The sequence below is a fragment of the Cellulomonas sp. NPDC057328 genome, from assembly GCF_042667215.1.
Lineage (GTDB): Bacteria > Actinomycetota > Actinomycetes > Actinomycetales > Cellulomonadaceae > Cellulomonas.
The window spans coordinates 24,684-36,733 of the sequence record NZ_JBHUZW010000031.1 but is presented as its reverse complement, the minus strand read 5'-3'; the positions used below and the strand labels follow the sequence as shown (position 1 = coordinate 36,733).

11 protein-coding genes are annotated in these 12,050 nt (G+C 77.2%); 7 read left to right on the top strand and 4 right to left on the bottom strand.

Translation table 11 applies throughout. The annotated features are described in order from the left end of the window. Positions 1 to 42 precede the first annotated feature (42 nt). The gene (locus tag ACFUMH_RS08085) at positions 43 to 849 is read right to left on the bottom strand and encodes a hypothetical protein (RefSeq protein ID WP_378203108.1); all 807 of its coding nucleotides are present in this window, start codon (positions 847 to 849) and stop codon (positions 43 to 45) included. Positions 850 to 1,108: 259 nt separating this feature from the next. On the opposite strand from ACFUMH_RS08085, the gene ACFUMH_RS08080 reads away from it, so the two are divergent. Then, positions 1,109 to 1,513, top strand: a complete 405-nt coding sequence (locus ACFUMH_RS08080; RefSeq protein WP_378203107.1) for a YchJ family protein — start codon at positions 1,109 to 1,111, stop codon at positions 1,511 to 1,513. 11 nt (positions 1,514 to 1,524) lie between these two features. Here the strand turns inward: ACFUMH_RS08080 and ACFUMH_RS08075 are convergent, their stop codons facing one another. Both ACFUMH_RS08075 and ACFUMH_RS08070 read right to left on the bottom strand, forming a co-directional pair. Next, the gene (locus tag ACFUMH_RS08075) at positions 1,525 to 2,766 is read right to left on the bottom strand and encodes an RNA polymerase sigma factor (protein WP_378203104.1); all 1,242 of its coding nucleotides are present in this window, start codon (positions 2,764 to 2,766) and stop codon (positions 1,525 to 1,527) included. Then, positions 2,763 to 3,140, bottom strand: a complete 378-nt coding sequence (locus ACFUMH_RS08070; RefSeq protein ID WP_378203101.1) for a YciI family protein — start codon at positions 3,138 to 3,140, stop codon at positions 2,763 to 2,765. Before ACFUMH_RS08070 ends, ACFUMH_RS08075 begins: the two co-directional genes overlap by 4 nt. A gap of 237 nt (positions 3,141 to 3,377) precedes the next feature. Here ACFUMH_RS08070 and ACFUMH_RS08065 point away from each other — a divergent pair, with 237 nt between their 5' ends. The 4 genes from ACFUMH_RS08065 to ACFUMH_RS08050 all read left to right on the top strand — a co-directional run bounded on the left by ACFUMH_RS08065 (position 3,378) and on the right by ACFUMH_RS08050 (position 7,568). Then, positions 3,378 to 4,289: a DUF1028 domain-containing protein gene (locus ACFUMH_RS08065; RefSeq protein WP_378203098.1), complete on the top strand. Its 912-nt coding sequence runs from the start codon at positions 3,378 to 3,380 to the stop codon at positions 4,287 to 4,289. A 22-nt stretch (positions 4,290 to 4,311) separates the two neighbouring features. Next, positions 4,312 to 6,093, top strand: a complete 1,782-nt coding sequence (locus ACFUMH_RS08060; protein WP_378203095.1) for an N-acetylglutaminylglutamine amidotransferase — start codon at positions 4,312 to 4,314, stop codon at positions 6,091 to 6,093. Positions 6,094 to 6,210: 117 nt separating this feature from the next. After that, positions 6,211 to 6,759: a phosphoribosyltransferase family protein gene (locus ACFUMH_RS08055; RefSeq protein WP_378203093.1), complete on the top strand. Its 549-nt coding sequence runs from the start codon at positions 6,211 to 6,213 to the stop codon at positions 6,757 to 6,759. 62 nt (positions 6,760 to 6,821) lie between these two features. Further along, complete coding sequence (locus ACFUMH_RS08050) at positions 6,822 to 7,568, top strand: ZIP family metal transporter (RefSeq protein ID WP_378203090.1); 747 nt, start codon at positions 6,822 to 6,824, stop codon at positions 7,566 to 7,568. 152 nt (positions 7,569 to 7,720) lie between these two features. Here ACFUMH_RS08050 and ACFUMH_RS08045 read toward each other — a convergent pair whose 3' ends face one another. After that, the gene (locus ACFUMH_RS08045) at positions 7,721 to 8,266 is read right to left on the bottom strand and encodes an MOSC domain-containing protein (protein ID WP_378203087.1); all 546 of its coding nucleotides are present in this window, start codon (positions 8,264 to 8,266) and stop codon (positions 7,721 to 7,723) included. A gap of 122 nt (positions 8,267 to 8,388) precedes the next feature. Here ACFUMH_RS08045 and ACFUMH_RS08040 point away from each other — a divergent pair, with 122 nt between their 5' ends. Next, positions 8,389 to 9,732, top strand: a complete 1,344-nt coding sequence (locus ACFUMH_RS08040; RefSeq protein WP_378203084.1) for a glycoside hydrolase family 3 N-terminal domain-containing protein — start codon at positions 8,389 to 8,391, stop codon at positions 9,730 to 9,732. Positions 9,733 to 10,133: 401 nt separating this feature from the next. After that, on the top strand, positions 10,134 to 12,050 hold the full coding sequence (locus ACFUMH_RS08035) for an RICIN domain-containing protein (RefSeq protein WP_378203081.1): 1,917 nt from the start codon (positions 10,134 to 10,136) through the stop codon (positions 12,048 to 12,050).

Below are 12,050 nucleotides of genomic sequence, written 5' to 3'. Positions count from 1 at the left end.
CCCCAGGGGTGCGACGGGCCGCTCGGTGCTCGGGTGGACGCCTCAGAAGGGCATCTCCGTGGTGATCTGGTCGGGCGTCGGCGCGACGACCGGCGCGCCGGCGCCGACGTTGCGCATGAGCATCGTCGTCGTGGTGCCCATGAGCTCGTAGACGACCTTGCGCGGCACGTCCTGGGCGTCGACCCAGTACGTGTACGTGATGGTCGGCGGCAGCTGGGCCAGGCCCTCGGCGAGGAGCTCCTGCCCGGCCTCGGGCGAGATCTTCGCCGTGTCGACGACGATCTCGTACGCCTGCACCTCGACGCCGTCCAGCTGCTCCGGCTCGCCGACGGGCGTGACGCTCGTGAACGCCTGCTCCATGCCGGCGAGCTCGCTGCCGCCGATGCTGTCCGCGAACCCGGCGAAGCCCGCCGCGAGGGGGTTCGACGCGTCGTTCGGGTCGAGCTGGAGGAACTTGCCGCCGGTGAGCTCGCCCATGCCGAGGTAGAGCACGCCGTCGACGAAGCGCACCTCGATGGAGCCGAGGTCGGGGTCGGGCAGGACCATCGCGACGTTCTGCTTGCCGTCCGCGAGGTCGGCCGAGCCGGTCATCTCCATCGTCTCGGGGCCGGTCATCGACAGCGTCACGTCGTAGCTCGTGGCGACGGACTCCGCGGCGGAGAGGCGGGCGAACGCGTTCTCGACGGTCAGGCCGTCGACGGTCGGCGTCGGGGTGGGCGTCGGGGTGGCCGACGCGGAGGTCTCGGTGGTGGGGGTCGACTCGGCGGTGGTCGAGCCGCCGCCGCAGGCAGCCAGGCCGGCGACGAGGACGACGCCGACGGGCAGCGCGAGCAGGCGGGAAGTACGCATGGGGGATACCTCGGGGGCGGCCGCGTCTCGGGCGGTCGCCCCCGTGGTCGGCGAGCGGCACGACGCACGACCCCCATATGGTGCCGTGACCTCGCCCCTGCGTGTGACAGCCGACAGCGGGTTCACCCGTCCGGACGACGGTGCCCCGGCGACGACGCGGCGCAGGACCAGGCGTGTGCAGGACCGGGGGTGTGCAGGAGCGGGCGTGCGCAGGACCGGGCGGCGGCATGCACGCGCCGCGGGGTGGTATGCCGGGACCATGACGACCCCGACGCGACCCCCCGACGACGCCCGGTGCCCCTGCGGGTCCGGCGACACGTACGGCGCGTGCTGCGGCCGCTTCCTCGCCGGCGGCGCGGCCGCCCCGACGGCCGAGGCGCTCATGCGCTCGCGCTACACCGCGTTCGCCACCGGGGACGCCGCCTACCTGCGCAGCACGTGGCACCGCTCGACCCGCCCGGCGCGGCTCGACCTGGACGACGGCGTCGTCTGGCGGCGCCTCGACGTGCTCCGCACGCAGGCCGGTGGACCGTTCGACGACACCGGCGTCGTGGAGTTCGTCGCCCGGCACCGCGGGGCCGACGGCCCCGGCCTGCTGCACGAGCGCAGCCGTTTCGTCCGCGAGGGCGGCCGGTGGCTGTACGTCGACGGCGACGTGGGCTGAGCGCGCCGTCCTCACGGGCGGGCGGCGAGGTCGCGCGCGCGTCCGCCCAGGTACGCGCGCACCCCCGCGTCGTCGGCCAGCTCCGCCGCGCGCGCGTACGCCGCCGACGCCTCGGTGTCCCGGCCCGCCCGCGCGAGCAGGTCCGCGCGCGCCGCCCACCACGGCTGGAAGGGCGGCACCGGCTCGGGCGGCAGGGCGGCGAGGCCGGCTTCCGGCCCGTCGACCCGTCCCGTCACCGCGGCGAGCGCCACGCGCCCGCCGAGGCTCGGGGCCACCGCGTCGAGCGCGCGGTACAAGGTGCGCAGCGCCGCCCAGTCGGTGACGCCGGTGCGGCGCCGGTCGGCGTGCACGGCCTGGGTGGCCGCCTCCAGGCGGAACCGTCCCGGCGGCCCGCCGTGCGCCGCCCGGTCGGCGCGGCGCAGGTACGCCTCGCCCTCGGCGAGCAGCGTCGCATCCCACGCCGCCGGATCCTGCTCGTCCAGCGGGACGAACGGGCCCCGCACGCGCCGCGCGAGGGCCAGCGTGACCAGCGCGGCGAGCGCCCACGCCTCCGGCTCGTCGTCGAGCAGCGCGGCCGTCGTCACCGCCAGGTGCTGCACCTCCCCGGCGAGGCCGCGGCCGTCCTGCCGCCAGGAGGCCGCCGCGCCGCCGTAGACGGCCTCGAGGACCGCCGGCAGCCGCTCGGCGAGCGCCGCGCGGCCGGGGACGACGAACGGGACGCGGGCCGCGGCGATGCGGCGCTTGGCGCGCACGAGCCGCTGCGCCATCGTCGCGGGCGGCACGGCGAACAGCCGCGCGACCTGCGCCGCCTCCAGCCCGAGGACGGTCTGCAGCATGAGCGGCGTGCGGACGTCCGCGGCGATCGCGGGGTGCGCGCACACGCACAGCAGCGCGAGCCGGCGGTCCGGGACGGCGTCGGGGTCGACGTCGGCGAACGGGTCGGTGGCCGTCGCGCGCGCGAGGCGGGCGTCGTCGGCGGCGCCGGTCAGCAGCGCGTCGAGCGGGGTGGACGTGCGGTGCGCGGCGGACCGCCACACGTCGCGGACACGGTTGCGGGCCACGGTGAGGAGCCAGCCGTCCGGGTTGCGCGGGACGCCGTCCGGCCACGTGCGCAGCGCCTGCTCGAACGCCGTCGACAACGCGTCCTCGGCGAGGGCGACGTCACCGCAGCGGGCGGCGAGCAGGGCGAGCAGGCGGCCGTACGAGTCCCGGGCGGCGCGCTCGGCGGCCGCCCGGGCCTCGTCGGCGCTCACGCGTTCGGCGTCCAGGAGCCGTCGACGACGTGCACGGCCCCCGGCCGCACCTCGACCGGCCCCCACTCCACGGACGGCGCCTGCCGCGCCCACGCGAGCGCCGCGTCGAGGTCGGGGACGTCGATCACGAACGTGCCGCCGAGCTGCTCCTTCGTGTCCGCGAACGGCCCGTCCTGGACCCGCAGCGCGCCGTCGACCGAGCGGACCGTGGTCGTCGCGACCGACGGCTGCAGGACCTCGCCGCTGACCAGCACGCCGGCCGCGTGCAGCGTCGCGGCGTACGCGCCGAACGCGCGCTGCCCGTGCTCCTGCCCCTCGGGGCCGAGCTCCTCGGGCGACATCTCGGGGTAGTGCAGCAGGAGCGTGTACCGCATGGCGTCCTCCTCGGACGGTCCGTGCCGACCTCGTCGACAGGGTAGGACGCGGGCCGGCCGGTGCGCGGCCCGCGGTCGGGGCGGGTGCCCGACGTGGTGATGACGATCCCGGCGGCGCCCGATCGACACCCCGCGAGCCCCCGCGCGGGCGTGGTCGTCGCGACGCGCCCGCCCGCCCGGTGCCACGCTGGGAGCGCACCGCGCACGGCGGCGCCGCGGAGGTCCTCGGGGGGCACGGTGACGTACTCGCTGGTCGCGCGGGACGCCGACGGCCAGACGTTCGGCGTCGCGACGGCGTCGAAGTACCTCGCCGTCGGCGCGTCCGTCACCGCCGTGGCTGCCGGTGTCGGCGCGCTCGCGACCCAGGCGTCGACCAACGTGTCCTTCCGCGAGCGCGGCCTGCGCTCGCTGCGCGCCGGGCTGACCGCGGGACGCACCGTCGACCTCCTCGTCGAGGGGGACCCGGACCGCCCGCGCCGCCAGCTCGCCGTCCTCGCGGCGACGGGACGTCCGGCGACGTGGACGGGCTCGGCGTGCGGCCCGGTGGCCGGCGAGGCGGTGGGTGACGACTGCGTCGCGGTCGGCAACCTGCTCGCGGGCGACGGGGTGCTGCCGGCGATGGTCGAGGCGTTCGAGGCGGCGGGCGGGACGCTCGCGGACCGGCTGCTCGCCGGCCTGGTGGCGGGGGAGCGGGCCGGCGGCGACCGGCGCGGACGGCAGAGCGCCGCGCTGCTCGTGGCCGCGGGGCAGGGCACGTTGCACCTGCGCAGCGCGGACCGCGTCGACCTGCGCGTCGACGACCACCACGACCCGCTCGGCGAGCTGGCCCGGGCGCTGCGCAAGCACCACGTGCTCGTCGCGGAGCCCGACGCGGCGGGCGCGGCCCCGCTCACGGGCGCCACGGCCCGGGCCGTCGACACGGACCTGCGGGCGCTGGGGCGCACGGTCGGCCCCGTCGCCGACCGCCTCGCGGCGTGGGCGGCCGACGAGAACCTCGAGCACCTGCTGCTGGACGGCGCGGTCGACGCCCTGCTGCGGGCCGAGCTCGCCCGGGACGCGGGAGCGCACCGGATCGGCGCGTCCGCCGGGCGGTCGCCGCGGGGCCGTGCGAACCTGCCGGGACGGAGGGTCCAGGATCGGGCCCGGTGACGTCCCAGGGGTGCGACGGCGCATGTGCGGGCTCTGCGGTGAGGTGACGTTCGACGGCAGCCGGGCGGACGTCCACGCGATCGAGCGGATGGCGAAGGTGCTGGCCCCGCGCGGGCCGGACGGCGCCGGCACCTGGACGGACGGCCGGGTGGCCCTCGGGCACCAGCGGCTCGCGATCGTCGACCTGAGCGACGCGGGTGCGCAGCCGATGGTCGACGACGAGCTGGGGCTCGCGCTCGTGCTCAACGGGATGGTGTACAACTACCGCGACCTGCGCGCCGAGCTGCACGGCCACGGGTACCGCTTCACCTCGACGTCCGACACCGAGGTCGTGCTCAAGGCGTACCACCGGTGGGGGACCGCGTTCGTCGACCGTCTGGTCGGCATGTTCGCCGTCGTGGTCGTGGAGCGCGACAGCGGCCGGGTCGTGCTGGCGCGTGACCGCCTCGGCGTCAAGCCCCTGTACGTGAGCCGCACGCCCGGCCGCCTGCGGTTCGCCTCGACGCTGCCGGCGCTGCTGGAGGCGGGGGACGTCGACACGACGCTCGACCCGGTGGCGCTGCACCACTACCTGTCGTGGCGTGCGGTCGGGCCGGCGCCGCGGACGCTCGTGCGCGGTGCGGAGAAGCTGCCGCCGGCGACGGTCCGCGTCGTCGAGCGCGACGGCAGCCAGCGCGACCACCGCTACTGGGCGCCGGACCACGTGCGCCGGCCGGAGCACGCGGGCCGGTCGGCCGAGGACTGGGCCGACGCGGTCGAGGACGCCCTGCGGACCGCGGTGCGCCGCCGCGCCGTGGCGGACGTGCCGGTCGGCGTGCTGCTCTCCGGCGGTCTGGACTCGAGCCTCGTGACGGCGCTGCTCGCGGAGGCCGGGCAGACAGGGCTGGCGAGCTTCTCGATCGGCTTCGACGCGCCGGGCCGCGACGGCGACGAGTTCCGCTGGTCCGACGCCGTGGCGCGGCACCTCGGCACCGAGCACCACCGCGTCGTCGCGGGCGTGGACGACGTCGTCGCGACCCTCCCGCACACCGTCGCCGCGATGTCCGAGCCGATGGTCAGCCACGACACGGTCGCGTTCGACCTGCTCGCGCAGCACGTGAGCCGGCACGTGCGCGTGGTGCAGTCGGGGCAGGGCGCCGACGAGGTGTTCGCGGGCTACCACTGGCACGCGCCGCTGCGCGACGTCCCGCGGGACGAGCTCGCCGAGGCGTACGCCGCGCGCTACCTCGAGCGCGACCACGCCGGCACGGAACGTGTGCTGGGGCCGGCGTGGCGGCTGGACCACGACCCGTCGCGCCCGCTGGTCGCCGCGCACCTGGCACGCCCCGGCGCGCAGACCAGCCTCGACGCGGTTCTGCGCCTCGACACCGAGGTGATGCTCGTCGACGACCCCGTGATGCGGCTCGACTCCATGGCGATGGCGTCGGGGCTCGAGGCGCGCGTGCCGTTCCTCGACCACGAGCTCGTCGAACTCGCCGCGGCCTGCCCGCCCGAGCTGCTGGCCGCGCAGGGCGGCAAGGGCGTGCTCAAGACGGTCGCGCGCCGGCTGCTGCCCGCCGAGCTCGTCGACCGGCCCAAGGGCTACTTCCCCGTGCCCGCCGTCACGCACCTCGAGGGAGCGGTCCTCGACCTGGTGCGGGACGTGCTGACGTCCCCGACGGCCCGCGCGCGCGGCCTGATCCGCCCGGAGTACGTCGCGCCGCTGCTCGAGCGGCCCGGCGAGGAGCGCGGCCCGACCGGCGTGGACCGCCTGTGGCCGCTCGCGGTGCTGGAGATGTGGCTGCAGACGCACGGCGTCCGCTGAGGGCCCACCGCGCCGCGGCCGACGGGTCCGCCGCGGCCGACGGGTCCGCCGCGGCCCGCCGCGCCGGGTCCGCCGACCCGCCGGGCGGCGCGTTCGCGCACGTCGTAGCGTCGGAGGATGGGCGGCGACCCGGTCCTCGACGCGGCGCGCGCCGCCGTGCTCGCGCGCTTCCGGTGGGTCGACGGCGACGCGGACCTGTGGCCGGTGCTGCGCGACCCGGCGGCGCTGCACGCCGTGGTGCGTGCCCTCGCGGAGCCGTTCCAGGACGCGCACGTCGACGCCGTCGTCGGCATCGAGGCGCGCGGGTTCGTGCTCGGGCCGGCCGTCGCCGTCGAGCTGGGGGCCGGGTTCGTGCCGGTGCGGACCGACGGCGGCATGCTGCCCGGACCGGTCGTGCGGCGGCGCGCCGACTTCGACTACCGGGGGCGCCGGCGGGAGCTCGCGACCCGGTCGGACCTCGTGCAGCCGGGTGACCGCGTGCTGCTCGTCGACGACTGGGTGGAGGTCGGTGCGCAGGCGCTGGCCGCGCGCGCCCTCGTGGAGCAGTGCGGGGGTGAGCTCGTGGGGCTGTCCGTCGTCGTCGACCAGGCGTCCGACGACGCGCGCGCCGCCCTGCCCCTCGTCCGCGGCGTCGTGTCCGCCGCCGAGCTGGGGCCGTCGGCCTGACGGGCCGCGCCGTCCGGTCGTCGCGTCCGACGGCCTGACCGACCGAAGCGAGGAGGGGCCGCGTGCCGGTGTGGGTGGAGGCCGGGCTGTGGGGCCTGGCGGCCGGGGGTGCGCTGGTGCTGGGCGCCGCCGTGGCGTGGTTCGTGCGCGTGCCGCAGAAGGTCGTCGCGGGGGTGATGGCGTTCGGGGCGGGCGTGCTGATCTCCGCGCTGGCGTTCGACCTCGTCGACGACGCGGAGCGCACCGGCGGGCTCGCCGTCACGGCCGCGGGGTTCCTGGGCGGGGCGGTGGCGTACGTGGCGGCGAACGTGGCGCTGGCGCGGCACGGCGCCCGGCACCGCAAGCGGTCGGGGGACCAGCAGCCGCGGGCGGACGCCGAGGGCAGCGGCGCCGCGATCGCCGTCGGCGCCCTGCTCGACGGGGTGCCGGAGTCGGTGGTGCTCGGGCTGTCGCTGCTGGGCGGGGGCGGCGTCGGCGTGCCCGTGCTGGCGGCGATCGCGATCTCGAACCTGCCGGAGGGGCTGTCGAGCGCCGCGGGGATGAAGCGGGGCGGCCGGTCGGCGCGCTACGTGTTCGGCGTGTGGGGCGGCATCGCGCTGGCCAGCGGCGTCGCGGCGGCGCTCGGTGCGCTGCTGCTGCAGGGGGCGTCCGGGGGCGTCGTCGCCGCGATCACGGCCGTCGCCGCCGGGGCGATCCTCGCCATGGTCGCCGACACGATGATCCCCGAGGCGTTCGAGCGCACCCACCTGTACGCGGGCCTGCTGGCGACGGTCGGCTTCCTGCTGTCGTTCACGATCGGACGCCTCTGACCCACCCCTCGACCCGCCCCTCGACCCGCCCCCGGCCCACCGAACCGGCCGTCGTGCAGCACGGCGGCGCCCGGCTGCTGCACGACGGCCCGTTCGACGGCGGGACGGGTCCGGTCGGGACGGGGCGGGTCCGGGCCGGTGGGGCGTCCCGGTCAGCCGCGGTAGCGGGCCAGGACCGTCGGGGCGTCGGCCGGCGCCGGCTCCACGACGACCTCGTCGCCCGCCGCCACCTCGCCGCCCCGGACGACGCGCAGGTACGCGCCCAGGCGTCCCTCGGTGCCGAACCGCTTGACCCAGCCGCGCTCGTCCGCGCCGCCGACCCACCGCGCGAACGTCGCGCACGGCGTCCGCGGGCCCGTCACCTCGAGCACCACGCGCGCGCCCACGCGCCACCGCTCGCCGATCCGCGCGGCCGTCGGGTCCAGGCCGGCCACGCGCAGGTTCTCGCCGAACCACCCCGGCGGCAGGTCGCGGCCCAGCTCGGCCGCCCAGAAGTCGGCGTCGTCCTGCCCGTACGCGTACACCGCCTGCTCGAGCCCACCGTGGTACTTGCGGTTGGCCTGCACGTCGCCGCGCACGCCGTACGGGCCGATCTTCACGGGCCGGTCCACGGACCGCTTGTCGATGGCGGTGACGCCGTTCGACCCGCTGTCGGGGCGCAGGGCGTGGACGGCGCAGACGGCGAGCAGGGTCGGCATGCCGCCAGGGTAGGTCGGCGCGGCGGGGTGGCGGCGACGTCGGCGCGTCCCTCGCGTCACCCGCGTCACCCGAAGGTGGGCCACCGCGGGCCGCCCCTCCGCCGCCGACGTAGCGTGCTGCGGTGACGTCGTCCCCGCCGCCCCCCGCACCGCAGGCGGACCCGGCCGACGCCCCCGCCCGGCACGCGCGCCGCCCGCGCTGGCGCGGCCGTGCCCGCGGGGTGACGCTCGCCGCGCTCGCGGTCGCCTCCCTCGGCGCCGGCTCGCTCGCCTCCGTGGCCCTCGACGACCCCGCCGAGGACCCGACGGAGGCCGTCGCGTCGTCGACCGGCGACGCCTCCACGGCCACTCCGACGCCCACGCCGACCCCGACCTGCACGCCGGCGCCGCTCGAGCGGCGCGCCGCGGCGACGCTCGTCGTCGGGCTCCCTGGCGTCCGCACCGCCGACGACCCCCTCGCCCAGGAGGTCGTGGCGCTCGGCGTCGGCGGCGTGTTCCTGTCCGAGCCCAACGTCGGCACGGCGGAGCAGGTCACCGCCCTCACCGCGGGCCTGCGCGCCGCCGCGGGTCGTCCGCTGCTCGTCTCCACCGACGAGGAGTCCGGCCGGGTCGCCCTCATGCGGGAGGTCGTCGGCGCGGGCCCGTCGCCGCGGCGGATGGCGCAGCGCGAGACGCCCGAGCAGGTCCGCGCGCGTGCCGCCGCGACCGGCACCGCGCTGGCGCAAGTCGGCGTCGACCTCGACCTCGCACCCGTCCTCGACCTCGACGACGGGCCGTCGGGCGGTGTGATCGGCGACCGCTCGTTCAGCGCCGACCCGGCCACGGCCGCCACGTACGGTCTCGCCTACGCGGCGGGCCTCGCCGACGCGGGCGTCACGCCGACCGTCAAGCACTTCCCCGGCCACGGGCGCTCCACCGTCGACTCGCACCGGGAGTCCTCGCTCGTGGAGGCGTCCCTCGAGGAGCTGCACGCGACCGACCTCGCGCCGTTCCGGCAGGCGATCGACGCCGGCGTGCCCGTCGTCATGCTCAACCACCTGCAGTACGCGGCCCTCGACCCGGACCTGCCGGCGTCCCTGAGCCCGCGCGCGTACGCGCTGCTGCGCGAGATGGGCTTCGGGGGCGTCGCGATCACCGACTCCGTCGGCATGGGCGCGGTCAACCTGCGCTGGGACTTCCCCGACGCCGCCGTCGCGGCGGTCGGCGCCGGCGCGGACGCCGTGCTCGCGACCGACGGCCGGCAGGCGGTGCGGATGCGCGACGCGCTCGTGCAGGCGGTCCTCGAGGGGCGGGTCCCCGAGGAGCGGGTCTCCGAGGCGGCGGCGCGCGTCACGGCGCTCGCGGGCGGCGACCCGGTGGCGATGTCGTGCCTCGAGGTCGAGCTGCCGGGGGCGGCCGACGACGCCGCCGCGGCGCAGCCTGCGGGCACCGTGCCGCCGGCGACGCCGGCGGCACGCACGCCCTGACCTCGCGCACGCCCGGAGCCGACGCAGCCCCGACGGCACGCATGTCCGACTGCACGCACGCCTGACGGCGCGCACACGACGCCGGCCCGCTCGACGTCACGCCCGCTCGACACCGCGCCCGCCGGGCGGCACCGGCACGGCGCCCCGCACAGGCCGCGCGCACCGCGACGGCGAGGCCTCGTCGCGGCGTCGGCTAAACGTTGTGCAACGTTGCAGAACAGCGACGGCGAGCGCTATCCCTGGGGCGTCCACGGTCCGTACCACCGCACACCGGCGTGCGGCACGCACCGTGGCGGCGCCGGTCGCGATCGACGCGACGCGCGCGCACGGCCCCCACCACCCATCGCAGCGCTTCACCCGCCGGCGGTGTGTTGTGAGCGTTCACACGGATCGGAGACGACATGCCCCTCCACCCACGCACCCGGCGCCCGCGCGGCGCCCTCGACCGCGTCGTCGCGGTCGTGCTCGCCGCGGCCCTCGCCGTCGTCGCCCTGGTGGCGCCCGCGCCGGCGGCGACCGCGGTCGGCGAGCAGACCGTTCGGAACCCGCTGCTGCCCAACGGTGCCGACCCGTGGCTGCAGTTCCACGACGGCAGCTACTACCTGGCGACGACGACCTGGAACTCGCAGCTGGTCATGCGCAAGTCCCCGACCCTGGGCGGCCTGCGCACCGCCGCACCCGTGCACGTGTGGTCCGAGACCGCGGCGGACAGCGGGTTCAACTTCTGGGCGCCCGAGTTCCACCGCCTGACCGGCCCGAACGGCACGCGCTGGTACCTGATGTACACGTCCGGCACGAGCGCGAACCTCGACGGGCAGAAGCTCCGCGTGCTCGAGAGCGCCGGCGACGACCCGATGGGCCCGTACACCTTCCGCAGCACCCCGATGCCGAGCACCTGGAACATCGACGGCACCTACCTGACGGTGGGCGGCCAGCTGTACCTGCTGTGGTCGGAGTGGCAGGGGCCGGACCAGAGCATCTGGATCTCGCGGATGAGCAACCCGTGGACCGTCACGGGTGCGCGCGTGCTCATCTCGCGGCCCACGCACTCCTGGGAGACGCAGGGCGGGCGGACCAACGAGGCGCCGGAGGTGATCCAGCGGAACGGGCGCACGCACGTCGTCTTCTCCGCGAGCTCGTGCAACACCCCCGACTACAAGCTCGGCCTGCTGACGCTCACCGGTGCCGACCCGATGTCGGCGTCGGCGTGGACGAAGCGGTCGACGCCCGTCTTCCAGCGTGCCAACGGCGTCCACGGCCCCGGGCACAACGGGTTCTTCCGGTCCCCGGACGGCACGCAGGACTGGATCGTCTACCACGGCAACGCGACGACGAGCCAGGGCTGCGGGGACACGCGGTCCACGCGTGCGCAGCCGTTCACCTGGGCGGCGGACGGCACGCCGAACCTCGGCGCGCCGGTGTCGACGACGACCGACCTGGCCGTGCCCTCCGGGGAGATGGGCCCGATCACCGCCGCGGTCGAGGGCGCCGCGTGGACGCTCACCAACCGCAGCTCCGGCCGCTGCGCCGGGGTGGCCGGCGGCTCCGCCGACGGCGCCACCGTCGCCCAGCAGGGCTGCGACCCGACGGCCGCGCGCTGGGTGCTCGACCCGACCGCGGACGGGTTCTACCGCCTCGTGAACCGGGCGACCGGCAAGGTCCTCGACGTCGCGGACTGCGGGACCGCGGACGGCACGGACGTGCGGCAGTGGGCCTGGCTGAACACGGCGTGCCAGCAGTGGCGGATCGCCCCGACGACGGACGGCTGGTCGCGCCTGACCAACCGGGCGACCGGCAAGGTCCTCGACCTCGCGGACTGCTCGGCGGCCGACGGCGCGAACGTGCGCACCTGGACGGCCAACGGGACGGCCTGCCAGGAGTGGCGGCTCGCGCCCGCGGGCAGCGTGGCCGTCGTGAGCAGCCAGAGCGGCAAGGTCCTCGACGTGGCGGACTGCTCGACCGCGGCGGGTGCGTCCGTCCGGGCGTGGACGTGGAACGGCGCCGCGTGCCAGCGCTGGACGTTCACCCACACGGACAACGGGTACTACCGGGTGCAGCCGACGTCGGCCCCCGGCAGCTGCCTCGCGGTCGCGTCGGGGTCCTCGGCGGACGGTGCGGCCCTGCAGCAGGGCGCGTGCTCGGGCGCGGCGGGCCAGTGGCGCGTCGACCCGCTCCCGGACGGCTCGGTGCGGCTCGTCGCGCGGCACAGCGGCAAGGCGCTCGACCTGGCGAGCTGCGGGCTGGCGACGGGGAACGCGCTCGTGCAGTGGGCGTGGCTGGACAACATCTGCCAGCGGTTCACGCTGCGGGCGGTGTGA